The organism is Rhodococcus sp. PSBB066, assembly GCF_017068255.1.
Taxonomy (GTDB): Bacteria; Actinomycetota; Actinomycetes; order Mycobacteriales; family Mycobacteriaceae; genus Rhodococcus; species Rhodococcus aetherivorans.
On sequence record NZ_CP070859.1, the window covers coordinates 3479549 to 3497718 of the forward strand.

Genomic DNA, 18170 nt, shown 5'->3' on the forward strand with positions numbered 1-18170 from the left:
GACCCGGAGTGGCGCTGTCGTCGCCTGCTATGTCCAGCCGGTCCACGCGAGTCGGGGGGCGAGACGAACTCGACGGGGTACGTCGTTGACCACGTTTTCGGTGAACGAGAAGCTGCCGTCCTCGAAGTGCGTCGGTCTCGCCAGGCGCAGCAGTCTGCCGTCGTCGTAGACGCCCATCACCCGCCAATATTCCTCGGCCCACCAGACTCCTTGGCCGAGCCGCACTTCGCCGGGTCTCACGGGGACCTCCCGGTCGGAATCGAGTTGCCGCCGTCGACAGGAGTATCGGCAATGTGCCCAGTTATGTTCCCGCGCTCATCGCGGCGACCAGGACCGGCAGGTCGTCCGCGACGACGAGGGACAGTGGGCTCTCGTGGGGCTTGCCGCTGTGCGTGATGATCAAGGCGGTCGGCGGGAGTCCGCCGTCGGCGGGTGGGGAGAGCTTCTTGAGGGCCTGCGGCACGGTCGTCTTGGGGGACAGATGGATGGCTCGATCGTGGGGCTCGACGAACTCCGGTGCCGCGCCCACGGTCTCGCCTTCGACGATCTCGTCGGTGGCCAGGCGGTGTGCGAGCCAGCGTGCGATGCAGTTGGTGGTCAGCAGACCGCGGTAGGTGCGGTCGTCGCAGATGGGAAACTGCGAGTAGTGGTGCCGGCGGATCTCCTCGAGGACCGAGCGGAGCGGATCGTCGAATCCGAAAGACGCGAGTGGGCGTTGCGGGCGTTACGCAGATCGGCGAACGCGCGCAACGCCGGCAGATCGAGCCGGGTGTGGTGTCGCCGCGCGTAGTCCTCGGCCATCCGGACGAAGCCGGTCCGGCCGTCGTCGGTCTGGAGCTTCCATGTGAAATGGTTCTCGATCGCGGTGAACGCGGCCGGGAATCGGATCGCACCGCTTACCTCGTCCATCACGTTCCATCTGCCTGAGACAGGTCTGCGCTTTCGCAGACGGGAGTGGGCATCGATGAGATGTGACGCGTCTGTGGGACTTCTATCCTCCACCTTCGCGGATACGTACCGCCGATGGCCGCTCGGGGAGCCGGCAGCGCCGGCCGGGTGTCTCCGATCAGCACACCGCCTGACCGACCACTCCCGGCTCGACCCTTCGGACCTGTTGTGGCCCAGACTGAACGGAGTCGCGAGATCGTCGTCGAACGGCGGAACCAGGCACGTCGCCGATTCTCGCCGTCGGGCCGTCCGGAGGTCGTACCGTCGAACTCACGGGCCGGTCGTGATGCCACCGGCCACGGGCAGAATCGAGGCTCGTCGTGCGACTTCGTGGTACCGCAACGTCGTCCGCCGGGGTGGCACCCGCTTTTCCGGGCATCGCCCTTTCCGTTGTGTCCGCCGCGGCCGCGGCAGCAGTCGGTGTCCGCGCGGGCGCGGCGGCATCAGGGTCGTCGCCCATGCCGACGTGAACGGCGGCGGAAGGACCGGCACACCGGGACCGGGCGTCGCCGGAGCCCTGTTCCTCCCCCTTGCGGTCCAGAACTTCCTGATGGTCTACAACTCGACCGCCATGAACGTGGCCATGTCGGCCATAGTCGCGGATCTGCAGACCACTCTGACCGCCGTACAGTCGGCGATCTCGCTGTACTCCCTCGTCATCGCCGCGTTCCTGATCACGAGCAGCAAGCTCGGAGGCCGTCTCGGCTACCGACGAACCTTCGTCCTGGGCGCGCAGATCTTCGGGCTCGGCACGCTCATCACTGCCGTCGGCCCGAGTATCGTCTTCATGTTGGTCGGCTGGTCCCTGCTCCAGGGGATCGGCGTGGCGCTCATGATCCCGGCCATGCTTGCCCTGCTCACCGACGCCCTGACCGGCGCCACGCGGACGAGGGCGTTGTCGACGATCGGGACGGTCGGCGGGGTTGCCGCGGCGGCAGGCCCCATCGTCGGTGGCGTGATCACCAGTTTCCTGAGCTGGCGGGTGTCGTTCCTCATGGGAACCGTGGTGACGGTTGTCGTGCTGCTCCTCATGCGCCGGGTCGCCGAACCGGGGCGACGCAGCGTTCCGGCGGAGGATCGCCGGTTCGACGTCCTGGGAGCGGTGCTGTCCGCGACCGGATTCGGGCTCCTCGTCGTCGGGACGCTGCTGGCCGGCAGGTACGGCCTGGTCCGGGCCCGGCAGGACTTCGAGGTGCTCGGGTACACGGTGCTCGAACGGGGCGGGGTGTCGCCCGTGCTCGTACTGGGCGGCGCCGGGCTGGTGGTCCTGGTCGCGTTCGCCGCGTGGGAGCGCCACCTCGTCACGAACGGTCGAGATCCGCTGGTGCGGATCGCGGTGCTGCGAAATCGGACGACGCGGGCCGGCTCGGAGACCCTGGCGATGCAGGCGCTGGTGACCGCGGGTGTCCTGTTCCTGGTGCCGGTCTTCCTGCAGACGACGCTGGGTTTCGACGCGCTGTGGAGCGGCCTTGCCATGCTGCCCGTGACGCTGGGGCTGATCGTCGCCGCCTCGGCGGCGGCCCGGCTCGTCGCCGGCCGCCGAATGACTCATCGGACCGCCCAGCTGTGGTCGTTCCTGTTCATGATCGCGGGCTGCGTCGCGGTCGCCGCCATGTTCGACCCGCGCGAGACGGGGCAGACCGCGACGGGCCTGGCGCTCGCGCCGGGGCTCTTCCTCCTCGGTGTCGGCCAGGGCATGACGATGACGCTGACCGACCTGATCCAGTCGACGCCGCCGGCGGAGGAGGTGAGCGACGTGACGGGCCTGTCGCGGAGCATCAACTACCTCGGGAGCTCACTCGGAGTGGCACTGGCCGGTGCGTTCCTGACGACGGCGCTGGTCTCCTCGTTCCAGTCGGGGGTGGACGACAGCGCCGTGCTGAACGCCGCGGAGAAGCAGCTCGTCCAGCAGACGGTAGACCAGCAGGTCCAGGTCACCGCGCTGAGCGACGACCAGGTCGGTGCCAACCTCGCGGCACGGGGCGTCGGGGGTCCCGCTGCCGACGAGCTCGTGCGGATCAACGCCGACGCCAGGAACCGGGCCCTGACCTTCGCCGTCGGCGCCATGGCGGTCATGTCGACCGTCGGCTACGTTGTCGCGCTACGACTCCCGCGGGTACCTGCCCGGCGTCGGTGACCGGGGGCGCCCTCGTTTGCGCAACCGCCCACGTCGGAGACCGGGACGGTCCTACACTCGGCGCATGGCTGCGCTGCGGGTGGCGGACGAACCGGTGGACTCTTCGAAGCTCGACAACCGGGCGCCGTCGGTGGCCCGGCTGTTCGTCGACCGGGTTGCGGCGACTCCCGAGGCCGAGGCCTTCCGGTATCCGAAGGGTGACGGCTGGGAGAGCGTGACCTGGAGGCAGGTGGGCGAGCGGGTCGACACGCTCGCCGCGGGCCTGATCGCCCTGGGGGTCCAGCCTCAGGATCCGGTCGCGGTCGCGTCGTCGACCCGGTACGAATGGGTGCTCGCCGACTTCGCGGTGATGTGCGCCGGTGCCGCGACCACCACGATCTACCCCACGACCAACGCCCCCGACGTCGCCTTCATCGTCGCCAATTCGGGCAGCGGCGTCGTGATCGCGGAGGACCGGACCCAGGTCGACAAGCTCGTCGCCCACCGCGCCGACCTGCCGAAGGTGCGGACCGTGGTGGTCATCGACGGCGAGGGCGACGGGGACTGGGTCATCAGCCTCGCCGACCTGGAGGACAGGGGCCGGAAACTGCTCGCCGAGTCGCCCCGCGTCGTCGCCGACCGGGTCGACGCGATCCGGCCCGAACAGTTGGCCAGCATCATGTACACCTCCGGCACCACCGGGAAGCCGAAGGGCGTGCTGCTGCCGCATTCGGGGTGGACGTACACGGCTGCGGCCGTCGACGCGGTGAACATCCTGGGACCCGACGATCTGAACTTCCTCTGGCTGCCGCTGTCGCACGCCTTCGGCAAGGTCATGCTGGCGCTGCCCCTGCAGATCGGTTTCACCACCGTGATCGACGGCCGCGTGGAGAAGATCGTCGAGAACCTCGCCGTCGTGCATCCCACCTTCATGGGCGCGGCGCCGCGCATCTTCGAGAAGGCACACGCCCGCATCGAAGCGATGATCGCCGAGGAGGGCGGGGCGAAGAAGAAGATCTTCGACTGGGCCCTCGGCGTCGGACTGCGTGTCTCGCAGGCCCGGCAGGAGGACCGCGCACCCTCTCGCCTCGACCGGCTCCGGTACCGGCTCGCCGACCGTCTCGTGTTCTCCACCATCAAGGAGCGTTTCGGCGGTCGCCTGCGGTTCTTCGTCTCGGCGGCGGCCCCGCTCGACCGTGCCGTGGCGCAGTGGTTCGACGCCGCCGGCATCATCATCCTCGAGGGGTACGGCCTGACCGAGACGTCCGCCGCGTCGTTCATCAACCGCCCGTACGCGTACCGGCTCGGCACCGTCGGCTGGCCCTTCCCGGGCACGGAGGTGCGGATCGCCGGCGACGGGGAGGTACTGCTGCGCGGGCCGGGCGTCATGGACGGCTACCACGAGCGGCCCGATGCCACCGCAGAGGCCCTCGAACCCGACGGCTGGTTCCACACCGGCGACATCGGGGAACTCGACGCCGACGGGTTCCTGCGGATCACGGACCGCAAGAAGGATCTGTTCAAGACCAGCCAGGGCAAGTACGTCGCGCCGTCCGCGATCTCCGCCACCTTCAAGGGCATCTGCCCCTATGCCAGCGAGATCGTCGTGTACGGCGAGAGCCGGCCCTACTGCGTCGCCCTCGTCGGTCTCGATGCCGAGGCGATCACGGAGTGGGCGGACAAGAACGGCATGGCCGGCAGGGAGTTCGGTGAGATCGCCCGGGACGAGCGGACCCGCGAGCTGATCGCCGGCTGCATCGACCGGCTCAACGACCGGCTCAACCGCTGGGAGCAGATCAAGAAGTTCACGGTCCTCGACCGGGAGCTGTCCATCGAGGCGGGGGATCTGACGCCCAGCATGAAGCTGCGCCGCAAGCTGGTGGTCGACAATTTCGCCGACCGGATCGAGCAGCTCTACGTCTGACGCCCGTCGCGGCTCACCGCCCTGCGGAACCTGCTATCGGGTGCTTGCGCCGACCGTGGCGTACGCCTCCGCCAGCAACGCGACGACGCCGTCGTCGAGCTGATCCGGGGTGGCGATGCTCAACCGGTGGGTCGTCACCTTTCCGGTGGTCGGAAAGGCCTCCCGCAGCTGCGGGTGATGGACCCGCCGCGGCAGGTCGATCGCGATCTCGAGCCGCGACGAATAGACGAATGCCGCCGCGAACACGCGACCGCGCCCCCACCGCACCTCGGCGGTGCGGACCTGCTCCTCGACGTCGTCGCCGAGGCCCAGCACGAGCGTGCGGAGCCGGCAGAACATGTCGACGGCGGCGGCATCCTTGTCGGCCAGGTAGTCGTCGATCGTCGCGTGCATCGCGGGCTCCTCGCCTGGGTGGCTCAACGGGACCGGCCGTAACGGTCGGCGAGCTTGTCTTCGGTGCTGCGCTCCACCGGAGCGGGCACCGGTTCGGCCTCGGGGGCGGCGGCCGGCGCCGGGTCCTTCCGCTTGCGGCGCTCGCGCAGCTCCGCCCATACGAAGTACCCCAGGCCCAGCGGCGCCATGATCCCGAACGCCACCCACTGCAGCCCGTACGACAGGTAGGGGCCGGCGTCGAGCTGCGGCAACGGGATCGTGCCCAGCCCCCCGGCCTGGTTCTCGGACAGCTGCAGGTATCCGCCCGTCAGCTCCAGGCCGGTGAACGCCGCGATCTGCGCAGGGTCGATCGAGTAGACCTGGGTGTGGCCGGCGTCGCGGAACGGGGTCTTGCCCTCGGCGGTCCCCTCGGACATCCGCAGGCGGGCGTCGACGGTCACCGGACCGGCCGGTGCCGGGGCGAACCCGGGGATCTCGGTGCCCCGCTCCGGGCGCACGTATCCACGGTTCACCAGGACGGTGCGGCCGTCGGCGAGCCGGAACGGCGTGAGCACCTCGTAGGCGGGGGAGGACTCGACGCTGCGCAACCGCACCAGCAGGTCCGAATCCGGGAGGTAGGAGCCGGTCGCGACGACGCGCCGCCACTCGTCCTCCGGTGCCGGCGCGGGACCGGTCAGCAGCTCCTCCACCGGCACGGGGTCCGTGGCCAGCGAGGCGGTGATCCGGTCGTTGCGCTCCTCGGTGGTGGTGTTCTTGCCGAGCTGCCACGGCGCGAGCACGGTGAAGCACGCGTAGGCGAAGCCGCCCACCACCAGGGCCAGCACCAGCCAGCTTGGGCGGAGCAGGAACGTCAGTCGTCGCACGTAACCACGGTAACCGGTGACGCGGGCCTCATTGCCGTCGCACCCAGTCGAGCAGGCCCGGGATTGCCGCCTCGATCTGCCGCCGGACCAGTTCGAACTCGTGCCGGTCGCCGTAGTACGGATCCGGTACCGACTCGCCCTCGGCGTCCGGGTCGAAGCTGCGCAGCAGCACCCGGCGCTCGGCGGGCACCCCGAGCTGCGCGAGCACCCGGTCGTGGCCGGCGTCCAGTGCGACCACCAGATCGGCGGCGAGCTGCTCGTCGGTCACGCGCCGGGCGCAGTGCCCGGTCGGGTAGCCGTGCCGCCGCAACAGGTCCGTGGTGCGTGGATCCGCGTCCTCGCCGGCGTGCCAGTCGCCGGTGCCGGCGCTGGTGACCCGCACGCGCTCGGCGAGACCGGCCCGGCGGAGGTGCTCGGCGAAGATCTTCTCGGCCATCGGCGACCGGCAGATGTTGCCGGTGCACACGAACGTCACGTGCAGGCGCTCAGCGGTCACCGGTCAGCACCCTCGTCAGTTCGTCGACGCTCGCCGTGGACCGGTGGGCGACGGCCGCCTCGTCGTCGGCGCCGTACCCCCACTCGACGAACACCGTCGGAATACCCCACCGCGCCGCGCCCGTCACGTCGTGCTCGCGGTCGCCGACCATGACCACGCCCGCGGTGCCGCCGTCCTCCGCGGCGACCGGGTCCACCCCGAGCGAGGCCAGACTGTGCGCGATCACGTCCGACTTCGCCCGCCGGCTCCCGTCGTCGCTCGCGCCGCCGATGAACTCGAAGTGGGCGGCCAGCCCGAAGTGCTCGAGGATGCGGACGGCGAAGCCCTGGTTCTTCGACGTCGCGACGGCGAGCCGGCTCCCGGCGTCGCGCACCCGCTCGAGCATCGCCGCCACCCCGTCGAACACGGAGTTCTCCGCCCAGCCGCGCGCGTCGTAGCGCTCGACGTACGCGGTCAGCGCCCGATCCACCTGCTGTTCGTCGAGACCGAGCCCGCGCAGTGTGTCGATCATCGGCGGACCGAGGACCCGCTGTGGCTCGTCGTGCGCCGGTTCCGGAACGCCCACCGTGGCGAGCGCATGCCGGAACCCGTCGAGCACGCCCGCCGCCGAGTCCGTGAGGGTGCCGTCGAGGTCGAACAGCACGACGGGTGCGGGCAGCAGCAGTGGATGCAGGTCGGCGAGAGTCGTCACGTCCCCATTGTCCCGGCTCCCGGCGAAGCCCGCCGCGTAGGGTCTCGGGCAGCACCCGGGAGACGACGAAGGAGGAGCGGTGACGGCGGTGACGCTGCGCGAGGTGATCGACGTGCTCGAGACGGCCTATCCGCCGTCGCTGGCCGAGTCGTGGGACTCCGTCGGGCTGGTCGCCGGTGATCCCTCCGAGCCCGTGAGCAGGGTCCTGCTCGCGGTCGACGCGACCGCCGCCGTCGTCGACGAAGCCCTGGCCTGGGGTGCGCAGTTGCTCCTCGTGCACCACCCGCTGCTGCTGCGCGGCGTCGACACCGTCGGCGCGCACACCCCGAAGGGCGCCCTGATCCACCGGCTCATCCGAGGCGGCTGCGCGCTGTTCACCGCCCACACCAACGCCGACCGTGCCGACCCGGGCGTGTCCGATGCGCTGGCACAGGCGCTCGGCCTGACCGGCCTGCGGCCGATCGAACCCAAGCCCGAACCGGCGGTCGACAAGTGGGTGGTCCTCGTGCCCGCCGACTCGGCCGAGACGCTGCGCGCCGCCCTGTTCGACGCCGGTGCGGGCCGGCTCGGGAACTACCGCGAGTGCTCCTGGACCACCTCCGGGACCGGACAGTTCCGTCCCGAGGCCGGGGCGGATCCGGCGGTCGGCACCGTCGGCGAACTCGAACGCCTGGCCGAGGACCGCATCGAGGTCGTGGCCCCGCGATCGGTGCGCGGCCGGGTGCTTGCTGCCCTGCGCGCGGCGCACCCGTACGAGGAACCCGCGTTCGACGTGCTCGAACTCGCCGCTCTGCCCGGCTCCCGAGGTCTCGGCCGGGTCGGAGAACTCCCGGCGCCGCAGACGCTGCGCGAGTTCACCGAGCGGGTCGCGGCCGCACTGCCGGCCACCGAGTGGGGGGTGCGCGGTGCCGGCGACCCCGACCGGATGATCCGCACCGTTGCGGTGTGCGGCGGCTCCGGCGACTCCTTCCTCGGCACCGTCGGCCGGCTCGGCGTCGATGCCTACGTCACCGCGGACCTGCGGCACCATCCCGCCGACGAGCACCTGCGCGCCGGCGGCCCCGCGCTTGTCGACGTCGCGCACTGGGCCAGCGAGTACCCGTGGTGCGCCCAGGCGAAGGGTGTGCTCGACGACGTGTTCGCCGACCGCGACGGCTGGTCGACCCGCGTCAGCGCGCTGCGCACCGATCCCTGGACCACCGCAGCCCGGTAGGTCCGGGTTCCCCGTGACCGGCCGCGCGGTACGGTAGGCAGCTACCACCCCCCCTTGATCTCGTCGCCGAAAGCAGGAACCCGCCGAGTGAACGTCGAACCCGCCGTGCAGTCCAAGCTCCTGGCCCTCGCCGCTGTGGACACCGAGGTGACCCGCCTGGCGCACCGGCGCCGCACCCTGCCCGAACAGCAGGAGGTCGAGCGGCTCGAGGCGGAACGCACCGCGCGCCGGGACGCCGCCGTCGCTGTCGAGATCATCCTCGACGACCTCGACCGCGACATTCGCAAGCTCGAGGGGGAGGTCGAGGCGGTCCGCCAGCGGGAGGATCGCGACCGCAAGCTCCTCGCCGCCGGCGGCGTGGGCGCCAAGCAGCTGTCCGAACTCCAGCACGAGCTGACCAGCCTCGAACGCCGGCAGGCCCTGCTCGAGGACGAGCTGCTCGAGGTCATGGAACGCCGGGAGGCATCCAAGGCCGATCACGACCACGCCGGCGCGCGGTTGTCGAGCGTCGACGAGGAACTCGCCGACGCGGTCCGCCTGCGCGACGAGACGCTCGCCGACATCGAGGTCGCCGAGCAGCGGTGCCTGAGCGACCGCGCGGCACTCGTGGAGGCCTTCCCGGCCGAGCTGGTCGACCAGTACGAGGCGCAGCGGACGAAGACGGGCATCGGCGCGGCCCTGCTGCAGGCGCGCCGGTGCGGCGCATGCCGCCTCGAGCTCGACCGCGGCGAGATCGCTCGCATCGCCGCCGCCGCCCCCGAGACCCTCGTACGTTGCCCCGAGTGCAACGCGATCCTGGTGCGTACCAAGGAATCCGGGATTTGAGCCGGGTAGTTGTCGAGGCCGACGGCGGCTCGCGCGGCAACCCGGGCCCCGCCGGCTACGGTGCGGTGGTCTTCGGCGCCGACCATGAGGTGGTGCTGGCCGAGCGCAGCGCGAGCATCGGCCGCGCCACCAACAACGTGGCCGAATACCAGGGCCTGATCGCCGGATTGACCGCCGCCGCCGAACTCGGGGCCGACGAGGTCGACGTCCGGATGGATTCCAAGCTCGTCGTCGAGCAGATGTCGGGCCGATGGAAGATCAAGCACCCGGACATGATTCCGCTCGCCGCCCGCGCCCGCGAGCTGGCCCGGGGATTCTCGCGGGTCGAGTTCACCTGGGTGCCACGCGCGGAGAACGCCTACGCCGACCGGCTCGCCAACGAGGCGATGGACGCCGCCGCGTCGGTTGCTTCGGGTTCCGAATCTGCTTCTCCCACACCGGAATCGGCGGCCCCACCGGTGAAATCGCCCGGCTGGACCGGCGCTGTCGGCACGCCCACCCGGATGCTGCTGCTGCGGCACGGGCAGACCCCGCTGTCGGTGGAGCGCCGCTACTCCGGCCGCGGCAACCCGCCGCTGACGGAACTGGGCCGTGCGCAGGCCCGCGCGGCCGCGCGTCGCATCGGCGAGCGCGGCAACGTCGCCGCGGTGGTGTCGTCGCCGCTCGGGCGGGCCCGGGAGACCGCCGATGCCGCGGCGTCGGCGCTCGGTCTGCCCGTGACGGTGCACGAGGGCCTCATCGAGACCGACTTCGGCAAGTGGGAGGGGCTGACCTTCCTCGAGGCGGCGCAGCGCGATCCCGATCTGCACCGGCGCTGGCTGGGGGACACGTCGGTGCGCCCGCCGGGTGGGGAGAGCTTCGACGAGGTCCGCGGCCGTCTCGCCACCGTCCGCGACGATCTGGTCGCGGAGTACGGCGGGGCGAACGTGCTCGTCGTCTCCCACGTCACGCCGATCAAGACACTGCTGCAGATGGCGCTCGACGCGGGGCCGTCGCTGCTGTACCGCCTGCACCTGGACCTCGCGTCGCTGAGCATCGCCGAGTTCTATCCCGACGGCGGCGCGGCCGTGCGGCTGGTCAACGACACGTCGCACCTGTAGGCGCCGTCGGCGCCGGTGTGTCTTTCGGGCTGCGCCCACCGCCCGAAGGACACACCGCCGGCAGCGTCCCGGCCGCTCACACCTGGAGTTTTCGGAGCGTGCGCAGGTTCCGCGTCGTGGTCACCGCCTTGTAGCGCGGATTGCCGGTGTTCCGGCCGAAGGCGCTCTTGACCGTCTGCCCGCGCTCGACGTCCCAGTAGAGGACGCCGTTGCCCCGGGCGACGCGTTCGACCGCCGGGTCGAGACCCTCCGCCGTCGCCGCCAGTTCGTCCAGAACCGCGGGATCGGCGACGAACACCGCGTACGCGTGCCGGCCGTCACGCTCCTCGAACGGGTAGGCGTCGACGATCGCCGCGACGGCCGCCTGATCGTGGACGAACACGAACGCCTCGTACCCGAATCGATCACGCAGGGCCGCCTCGATCCGGGCCTTCGCTTCGGCGGTGTCGGCGGTGTCGGCATCGAACACCACGTTGCCCGAAGCGAGCACGGTGCGGACGTTGCCGAAACCGAGCCCGGCGAACACGTCCTTCAGATCCGCCATCGCGATGGTGATGCCACCGACGTTGATTCCCCGCAGCAGGGCCGCATATCTCGCCATGGCGGTACCGTAGTTCGCATTCGAGACAGGTGAGGCAGTACCCTGATCGACGCGGACGAGTTGGCCGGGCGACCGCGGCTCAGGGAACCGGCACCGTGGCGGTGCCAGGCCCTGGATCGAGGAAAGTCCGGACTCCACAGAGCAGGGCGGTTGCTAACGGCAACCCGAGGTGACTCGCGGGACAGTGCCACAGAGAACAGACCGCCCACCCCTCGGGGTGGGTAAGGGTGAAACGGTGCGGTAAGAGCGCACCAGCGCCCCGGGTGACCGGGGCGGCTCGGTAAACCCCGCCCGGAGCAAGGTTGAAGGCCGCACCGACTCGTTCGGTGCGGCTGCGCAGGTGTCCGAGGGCTGCTCGCCCGAGCCTGCGGGTGAACCGCTCGAGGTACCCGGCGACGGTGTGCCCAGATGGATGGTCGCCACCCCGCCTCGGCGGGGTACAGGATCCGGCTTACAGGCCGGCTCGTCCGCCCACCCGGCTCAGATCGGGGCGACGACCAGCAGGTGCGCCCAGTAGGAGGCGGCCTCGTGCCCCAGGTAGGGGAGCAGGAAGTCGTAGAGCAGGTACGACATGCGGTGCCTTTCGAGTCGTCGAGCGGGGACCAGGGGCCGACGGTACCAGCCGCGCCGCGCGTGCGGGTTACCCCGAAACTCGGCGTCGGTTGGGGCAGACTGGGAGTCATGAGCGACGAGGGCTGGTACTACGACGTCCACACCGGAAAGGTCAGCCAGGGAAAGGACCCCAGTGCGCTGAACCGCATGGGGCCGTATCCGGACCGCGCCACCGCCGAACGGGCACTCGAGATCGCGGCCGAGCGCAACAAGGCCGCGGACGAGGCCGACGAGGAGTGGAACCGCTGAGCGGTTCCCCAGCACGGTGACGAACACCCGCATCGTCGTCGCGCCCGCGATCGACTTCGGTGCCGTCCGCGCCGAGTTCGCGCTCGACGACAGTTATCCCCTGGCCGCCGTCGCCGAGGCCGAGGCCGCGGTCGACCGCTGGTCCGCCGCGCGGGTGGACCGCACGGATCTGCCCCTGGTGACCATCGATCCGCCGGGCTCGATGGATCTCGACCAGGCGCTGCACCTCGAGCGCACCGTCGACGGCTTCGTCCTGCACTACGCGATCGCCGACGTCGCGGCCGTCGTCGCACCCGACGGCGCGCTCGACCGCGAGAGCCGGCGCCGCGGACAGACCTACTATCTGCCCGACGGGTCGGTCCCGCTGCACCCCCGGCCGTTGTCCGAGGATTCGGCCAGCCTCCTCCCCGGCCGCGTGCGTCCGGCGGCGCTGTGGCGCATCGTTCTCGACGACGCCGCCGAGCCCGTGGACGTGAGCGTGCGGCGCGCACTGGTCCGGTCCGTCGCCCGGTTCGATTACGCCGGAGTGCAGGCCGGCGTCGACGCCGGGGTCGTGCACCCGTCGATCGCGGCACTATCCGAGTTCGGCCGGCTCCGCGAGGCCGCGGCCCGCGCACGCGGCGCGATCGAACTGCGCCTGCCCGAGCAGGACGTGGTCGCCGACGGGAACGGCTGGCGGCTGACCACCCAGCCGCGCACCGAGGTCGACGACTGGAACTCCCACGTGTCGCTGCTGACCGGGATGTGTGCGGCGCGACTGATGCTCGACGCGCGGATCGGGCTGCTGCGGACCCTGCCGCCGGCCGCTCCCGAGGCCGTGGCGCAACTGCGGCGCACCGCCTCCGCCCTGGGAGTGCCGTGGCCGGACCAGGTGCCGGTGGGTACCTTCCTGGCCGGCCTCGACGTGAACCTGCCCGGCACCCTGGTGCTGATGAGCGAGGCCCCGGCGCTGCTGCGCGGCGCGTCGTACGTGGCGTTCGACGGTGCGATTCCGGAGCAGCCGGGACACGGGGCGATCGGTGCGCCGTACGCACACGTCACCGCGCCGCTGCGGCGGCTGGCCGACCGGTTCGTGACGGAGGTGTGCCTGGCGCTCTGCGCGGGCACCGACGTGCCGGACCCGGTGCGCGCCGTGCTCCCGGAGCTTCCCGAGACGATGTCCGGCTCCGACGCGCTCGCCGGGAAGGTGACCCGTGCGTGCATCGAACTCACCGAGGCGACGGTCCTCGCCCCGCACGTGGGGGAGTCGTTCGAGGCGACGGTCCTGCGTGCGGCGAACGGCCGCCGGGACGCCGAGGTGTTCGTGCCCGACGCCACCGTGATCGCCCCGTGCGCCGGCGAGCCGAAGGAGGGCAGCCGGATCCGGATCCGGCTGACGCACGCCGACCCGCGGGCCCGGAAGGTGCGGTTTGCGTACCCGGCGTGACGTCGCTGCCGGGCGGGAGCGGCGGCCGTGAACGCGTCCCGACCGCCGCGCCGGCCGCGGGGCCTGCTCGTCGGCCTCGCCGTCCTCACGACGGTGCTTGTGGTCCTGGCGGTGCTGGTGTTCCGCGTGGCACCGAGCCGGTATCTGCCCTGGGACACCGCCGACTTCCCGGACGTGGACACGTCGGCGTTGACGCTCCCGCAGGCGCGGATCGTGGAGTTGCTCGAGGACGAACACCGGACGCAGCGGCCCGGGACGTTCTACTCCGAGGGCGCCGAGGAGCCCTGGTGCGCGAACTTCGTCAGCTGGATCATGCGGGAAGCGGATCGGCCGCTGGCCAATCCGCATTCCGGGCACTGGCGGATCCCCGGCGTGTACACCCTGCAGGAGTACTACGAGTCGGTCGGACGATTCGAACCGGCCGGCGACGGGTACCGGCCGGCGGTGGGCGACGTGGTGCTGTACGAGAACGAGCTGTGGGTCGGCCAGCACACCAACATCGTCGTCGCGGTCGACGGCGACACCGCGACGACGGTCGGCGGCAACGAACTCGGCCGCATCCGCGTCCACACCGTCGACGTCACGTCCGACTCGGCGGTCGTCGGGTTCGGCCGCCTCGGGTGAGGATCAGCGGAAGCGGTCGGTCGCCTCGAGCAGGTGATGGGTGATGCCGGGCTCGTTCGCGGCGTGCCCGGCGTCGTCGACGACGACGAGTTCCGAGCCGGACCACGCCTTGTGCAGTTCCCACGCGCTCGTCGCGGGGCAGACCACGTCGTAGCGACCCTGCACGATCACGCCGGGGATGGTGCGCAGCCGTCCGGCGTCGCGCAGCAGCTGCCCCTCCTCGAGGAAGCCACGGTTGCGGAAGTAGTGGTTCTCGATGCGCGCGAACGCCAGAGCGAAACGCGGTTCCGACGTCTCCACGACCCGTTCCGGGGTGGGCAGCAGGGCGCTGGTCGCCCCCTCCCACGTCGACCACGCCACGGCGGCCCGCAGCGCGACGTCGGGGTCGGGCGAATGCAGCAGCCGGTGGTACGTGTCGACGGGATGCTCACCGTCCGGCGCCCCGGCCAGCGGCTCCAGGAAACGCTCCCACAGCTCGGGGAACAGTTGTCCGGCGCCACCGTTGTAATACCAGTCGATCTCGCTGCTGCGCAGCAGGAAGATGCCGCGCAGCACCAGCTCGGTGACCCGGTGCGGGTGGCGCTGCGCATAGGCCAGGGCCAGCGTCGACCCCCACGAGCCGCCGAACACCTGCCAGCGGCCGATCCCCAGACGTCGCCGCAGGGTCTCGATGTCGGTGAGCAGATACTCGGTGGTGTTGGCGGACAGATCCGCGCCCTCGGCGACGTGCGGCACCGACCGACCGCAGCCGCGCTGATCGAACAGCACGATCCGGTACGCCTCCGGATCGAAGAACTGCCGGTGGGCGGGCATGGTGCCGCCGCCCGGACCGCCGTGCAGGAACACCACCGGCTTGCCGGCGGGATTCCCGCTGACCTCCCAGTAGATGCGCTGGCCGTCGCCGACGTCGAGCAGGCCCTGCTCGTACGGCTCGATCGGCGGGTACGGCCGCCGCAACGGCATCAGAAGCCGACCAGCGCGGAGGCGAGGGTCGGGATCTGCAGGGCCTCGAGCGCCTGGCTGCGCACCTCCGGACACTGGGCCGAGGCGATCGTGTCGACACGGTCACGGTCCTGGGCGAGCGCCAGCATGTCGATCCCGTTGCGGGCCGCCCACTCGCCGACCAGCAGGTTCAAGCCGGGCTTGCTCATGGACGGGGTGTAGGTCCGCCAGCTCTGCAGCTGGGCCTCCATCTGCGAGCACAGCTCGGCGGCCTGGGCCTCGGTGACCCCACCGGGCAGCGCGCTCGGCTCGGCCGCCGCGCCGGTGCCGGTCGTCGGCTGCGTCGACGCGGTGGTCGAGCCGGTGGGGGCGGGCTGACCGCCGGACGCGCACCCGCCCAGGGCGGCGATCGTCGCACCGGCGACGGCAACGGCGAGCAGTGTGCGACGGGGACGAATCATGTGGGGTGCACCTCGCGGGTCGGTAAGGCCCGGGCCTACGGGTGAGCGGAACCTCCGGCCGGACCGGCCGCAGGTTCCCCTCGTCCTGCCGGATCAGAAGGAATGCTCGGGACCGGGGAACGTCCCGGCCGCCACCTCTGCAGCATATTCGGCCGCGGCGCGGCGCAGCTCGTCGCCCACGCTGCCGAACTTCTTGACGAACTTCGCGGTCTTGCCGCTGGTGTAGCCGGCCATGTCCTGCCACACGAGGACCTGGGCGTCACACTCGTTGCCGGCACCGATCCCGACCGTGGGGATGGTCAGCTTGCGGGTGACCTGGCCGGCGATGTCGGCGGGCACCATCTCCATGACCACGGAGAAGGCGCCGGCCTCCTGCACGGCGATGGCGTCGGCGATGAGCTGTTCGGCGCCGTCGCCGCGGCCCTGCACGCGGAATCCGCCGAGGCTGTTGACCGACTGCGGGGTGAACCCGACGTGGGCCTGGACGGGGATGCCGGCGGCGGCGATCGCGGCGATCTGCGCGGCGACCCGCTCGCCGCCCTCGAGCTTGACGGCGTGGGCGCCGCCCTCCTTCATGAAGCGGATGGCGGTGGCGAGAGCCTGCTCGGGCGACGCCTCGTAGGTGCCGAACGGCAGGTCGGCGATCACCAGGGCGTGCGGCGCGCCGCGCACCACGCCGCGCACCAGGGGGAGCATTTCGTCGACCGTGACCGGCACGGTGGTGTCGTAGCCGTAGACGACGTTGGCGGCGGAGTCGCCCACGAGCAGCACCGGGATGCCGGCTTCCTCGAAGATGCGGGCGCTCGAGTAGTCGTACGCCGTCAGTTCGGCCCAGCGACGACCCTCGGCCTTCATGGCCTGCAGGTGATGGACCCGCGTCTTGCGCCGAGGGGCGGCGGACGGGGCGGAGCCGCCGTAGAGGGCAGCGGTGGATTCGGACATCAGAGGTCCCTTTCTGCCTCGAGGCCCGTGCGGGTCCCCGGGTTGGGTGATGACGGTCTCAGTCTGCCACCGGCTCCATTCGGGCAGTAGCGGCGCCGGCGGTGCGATTGGTCACATCCGCCGGATGCGGCGGCGGACCGGACCCGAACCGGCCGCGTCGGCGCGGATGCTGCCCCGTGGCACCATCGCTGGGTGTCGTCCCCTTCTCTCCGCGTCCCGGCGCGCGCCGTCGCGCTGACCGCCGCGGTGCTGCTCGCCGCCGGCTGCAGCACCACGACCGAGACCGCGCCGCCGCGGACGTCGCCGATCGGCGCCCCGGCCGGCCTCGAGCAGTTCTACGCGCAGCAGGTGCAGTGGGGGTCCTGCCGGGACTACGGCCCCGACGCCGAGCAACTGCCCCGCGGCGTGCAGTGCGCGCGGATCACGGTGCCGCTGGACTACGACGACCCGAACGGGGAGACGATCACGGTGGCGATCTCCCGCTCGCCCGCGTCCGGGCAGCGGATCGGCTCGCTGCTCGTCAATCCCGGCGGGCCGGGTGCGGCCGGGATCGGGCTCGCCACCGTTGCCGACGGCACCGAGTTGACCGACCGCTTCGACATGATCGGATTCGATCCCCGCGGCGTCGGGGCCTCCGAGCCCGCAGTGCGCTGCCGCACCGACGCCGAGGCGGACGCCGACCGCGCGTCCGACGACGGCGACATGAGCCCCGAGGGCATCGCGCGGACGGAACAGCGGCACCGCGACTATGCCGACGCCTGCGCGCAGCGCGCCGGGACCGGCCTGCTCGCCCACGTGGGCACCCGCGAGGTCGTGCGCGACATCGACGTGCTCCGCTCCGTCCTCGGCGACGAGAAACTGAACTACCTCGGGTTCTCGTACGGCACCCGGATCGGCACGCTCTATGCGGAGACCTTCCCCGACCGGGTGCGGACGATGGTGCTCGACGGTGCGCTCGACCCCGAGCAGGACCCCCTCGACGAGGTCCTGCTGCAGGCGGCCGGATTCCAGACGGCGTTCGACGCGTTTGCGGCGGACTGCGCCCGCCACGACGACTGTGCCCTCGGCACCGACCCGGCCGCGGCGGTGGGCCGGTTCCGGGCCCTGGTGGACCCGCTGATCGCGGCGCCCGCGGAGACCACGGATCCGCGCGGCCTGAGCCACCGGGACGCGATCACGGGGGTGCAGCAGGGTCTGTACTCGCCGCGGCTGTGGGGCTCGCTGCGGGCGGGGCTCGCGGCGCTGACCGAGGGCCGGGGCGACACGTTGCTGCTGCTCGCCGACCTGTACGAGGGACGCGGCGACGACGGCACCTACACCAACTCCACCGACGCCTTCAACGCGATCCGGTGCGTGGACGACCCGCCGGTGACGGACGCGGCCGTCGCGGCCGAGGCCGACCGGCTGTACCGGCAGGCCGCGCCGTTCCTCGACGACGGCCGCGCGAGCGGCGCCGCGCCGCGGGATCTGTGCGCCTTCTGGCCGGTGCCGCACACCGGTGAGCCGCACACCCCGGACGTGCCGGGCCTGCCGACCGTGCTCGTCGTCTCCACCACCGAGGATCCCGCAACGCCGTACCAGGCGGGGGTGGACCTCGCGCGGCAACTCGGCGGCGCACTCGTCACCTTCACGGGTACCCAGCACACCGTCGTGCTCGACGGCGAGGCCTGCGTCGACGACCCGGTGATCAGGTATTTCGTGACCGGGCAGGCGCCGGCGGCGGACCCGCGGTGCTGACGGCGCG

Annotated in this window: 20 protein-coding genes and 1 other RNA gene; 10 read left to right on the forward strand and 11 right to left on the reverse strand. The window is 71.6% G+C overall.

Going from position 1 to position 18170, the window contains the following annotated elements:
* Positions 1 to 27 precede the first annotated feature (27 nt).
* The 3 genes from JYA75_RS15950 to JYA75_RS28835 all read right to left on the reverse strand — a co-directional run bounded on the left by JYA75_RS15950 (position 28) and on the right by JYA75_RS28835 (position 909).
* Positions 28 to 240: a hypothetical protein gene (locus JYA75_RS15950; RefSeq protein WP_231772735.1), complete on the reverse strand. Its 213-nt coding sequence runs from the start codon at positions 238 to 240 to the stop codon at positions 28 to 30.
* Between the two features lie 61 nt (positions 241 to 301).
* Complete coding sequence (locus JYA75_RS28830; protein WP_232334195.1) at positions 302 to 661, reverse strand: hypothetical protein; 360 nt, start codon at positions 659 to 661, stop codon at positions 302 to 304.
* Positions 598 to 909, reverse strand: coding sequence for a hypothetical protein (locus JYA75_RS28835; protein ID WP_006947688.1), 312 nt, complete (start codon positions 907 to 909; stop codon positions 598 to 600). The genes JYA75_RS28830 and JYA75_RS28835 overlap by 64 nt, the downstream gene beginning before the upstream one ends.
* A gap of 505 nt (positions 910 to 1414) precedes the next feature.
* Here JYA75_RS28835 and JYA75_RS15960 point away from each other — a divergent pair.
* Together JYA75_RS15960 and JYA75_RS15965 are read left to right on the forward strand one after the other, a co-directional pair.
* A complete protein-coding gene (locus tag JYA75_RS15960; protein ID WP_006947690.1) occupies positions 1415 to 3085 on the forward strand; it encodes an MFS transporter in 1671 nt (556 codons plus the stop codon).
* Between the two features lie 64 nt (positions 3086 to 3149).
* Entirely contained in the window at positions 3150 to 4988 is a 1839-nt protein-coding gene (locus tag JYA75_RS15965) for a long-chain fatty acid--CoA ligase (RefSeq protein WP_006947691.1), read from the forward strand.
* Positions 4989 to 5021: 33 nt separating this feature from the next.
* On the opposite strand, the gene JYA75_RS15970 is transcribed toward JYA75_RS15965, so the two are convergent.
* From JYA75_RS15970 to JYA75_RS15985, 4 genes are read right to left on the reverse strand one after another with little or no spacing between them, the layout of a single operon-like run.
* A complete protein-coding gene (locus tag JYA75_RS15970) occupies positions 5022 to 5381 on the reverse strand; it encodes a DUF5655 domain-containing protein (RefSeq protein ID WP_006947692.1) in 360 nt (119 codons plus the stop codon).
* A gap of 23 nt (positions 5382 to 5404) precedes the next feature.
* Positions 5405 to 6244, reverse strand: coding sequence for an SURF1 family protein (locus JYA75_RS15975; protein ID WP_185712803.1), 840 nt, complete (start codon positions 6242 to 6244; stop codon positions 5405 to 5407).
* A 28-nt stretch (positions 6245 to 6272) separates the two neighbouring features.
* Positions 6273 to 6740, reverse strand: a complete 468-nt coding sequence (locus tag JYA75_RS15980) for a low molecular weight protein-tyrosine-phosphatase (RefSeq protein WP_029544276.1) — start codon at positions 6738 to 6740, stop codon at positions 6273 to 6275.
* On the reverse strand, positions 6730 to 7431 hold the full coding sequence (locus JYA75_RS15985; RefSeq protein WP_006947703.1) for an HAD hydrolase-like protein: 702 nt from the start codon (positions 7429 to 7431) through the stop codon (positions 6730 to 6732). The genes JYA75_RS15980 and JYA75_RS15985 overlap by 11 nt, the downstream gene beginning before the upstream one ends.
* 79 nt (positions 7432 to 7510) lie before the next feature.
* Between JYA75_RS15985 and JYA75_RS15990 the strand changes: the two genes are divergently transcribed.
* The 3 genes from JYA75_RS15990 to JYA75_RS16000 all read left to right on the forward strand — a co-directional run bounded on the left by JYA75_RS15990 (position 7511) and on the right by JYA75_RS16000 (position 10569).
* A complete protein-coding gene (locus tag JYA75_RS15990; RefSeq protein WP_006947706.1) occupies positions 7511 to 8644 on the forward strand; it encodes a Nif3-like dinuclear metal center hexameric protein in 1134 nt (377 codons plus the stop codon).
* A gap of 87 nt (positions 8645 to 8731) precedes the next feature.
* Entirely contained in the window at positions 8732 to 9469 is a 738-nt protein-coding gene (locus JYA75_RS15995; RefSeq protein WP_065922471.1) for a C4-type zinc ribbon domain-containing protein, read from the forward strand.
* Positions 9466 to 10569, forward strand: coding sequence for a bifunctional RNase H/acid phosphatase (locus JYA75_RS16000; RefSeq protein ID WP_203329197.1), 1104 nt, complete (start codon positions 9466 to 9468; stop codon positions 10567 to 10569). The genes JYA75_RS15995 and JYA75_RS16000 overlap by 4 nt, the downstream gene beginning before the upstream one ends.
* 76 nt (positions 10570 to 10645) lie before the next feature.
* Here the strand turns inward: JYA75_RS16000 and JYA75_RS16005 are convergent, their stop codons facing one another.
* A complete protein-coding gene (locus JYA75_RS16005; protein ID WP_065922472.1) occupies positions 10646 to 11170 on the reverse strand; it encodes a DUF1697 domain-containing protein in 525 nt (174 codons plus the stop codon).
* 56 nt (positions 11171 to 11226) lie between these two features.
* Between JYA75_RS16005 and rnpB the strand changes: the two genes are divergently transcribed.
* The 4 genes from rnpB (at position 11227) to JYA75_RS16025 (ending at position 14081) form a co-directional block, all read left to right on the forward strand.
* Positions 11227 to 11640: RNase P RNA component class A (gene rnpB / locus JYA75_RS16010), an RNA gene on the forward strand.
* A 211-nt stretch (positions 11641 to 11851) separates the two neighbouring features.
* On the forward strand, positions 11852 to 12031 hold the full coding sequence (locus JYA75_RS16015; RefSeq protein WP_006947711.1) for a hypothetical protein: 180 nt from the start codon (positions 11852 to 11854) through the stop codon (positions 12029 to 12031).
* 16 nt (positions 12032 to 12047) lie between these two features.
* Complete coding sequence (locus JYA75_RS16020) at positions 12048 to 13457, forward strand: RNB domain-containing ribonuclease (RefSeq protein ID WP_065922473.1); 1410 nt, start codon at positions 12048 to 12050, stop codon at positions 13455 to 13457.
* 27 nt (positions 13458 to 13484) lie between these two features.
* Positions 13485 to 14081: a CHAP domain-containing protein gene (locus JYA75_RS16025; protein WP_006947713.1), complete on the forward strand. Its 597-nt coding sequence runs from the start codon at positions 13485 to 13487 to the stop codon at positions 14079 to 14081.
* Positions 14082 to 14084: 3 nt separating this feature from the next.
* Here the strand turns inward: JYA75_RS16025 and pip are convergent, their stop codons facing one another.
* The 3 genes from pip to panB all read right to left on the reverse strand — a co-directional run bounded on the left by pip (position 14085) and on the right by panB (position 16426).
* The gene (gene pip, locus JYA75_RS16030; protein WP_065922474.1) at positions 14085 to 15044 is read right to left on the reverse strand and encodes a prolyl aminopeptidase; all 960 of its coding nucleotides are present in this window, start codon (positions 15042 to 15044) and stop codon (positions 14085 to 14087) included.
* Positions 15044 to 15484: a hypothetical protein gene (locus tag JYA75_RS16035; RefSeq protein WP_006947721.1), complete on the reverse strand. Its 441-nt coding sequence runs from the start codon at positions 15482 to 15484 to the stop codon at positions 15044 to 15046. Before JYA75_RS16035 ends, pip begins: the two co-directional genes overlap by 1 nt.
* A gap of 93 nt (positions 15485 to 15577) precedes the next feature.
* Complete coding sequence (gene panB, locus JYA75_RS16040) at positions 15578 to 16426, reverse strand: 3-methyl-2-oxobutanoate hydroxymethyltransferase (protein ID WP_006947723.1); 849 nt, start codon at positions 16424 to 16426, stop codon at positions 15578 to 15580.
* Between the two features lie 192 nt (positions 16427 to 16618).
* Between panB and JYA75_RS16045 the strand changes: the two genes are divergently transcribed.
* Positions 16619 to 18163 (forward strand): alpha/beta hydrolase, encoded by a 1545-nt coding sequence (locus JYA75_RS16045; RefSeq protein WP_065922475.1) that lies wholly within the window; start codon positions 16619 to 16621, stop codon positions 18161 to 18163.
* The last annotated feature ends 7 nt before the right edge of the window (positions 18164 to 18170 follow it).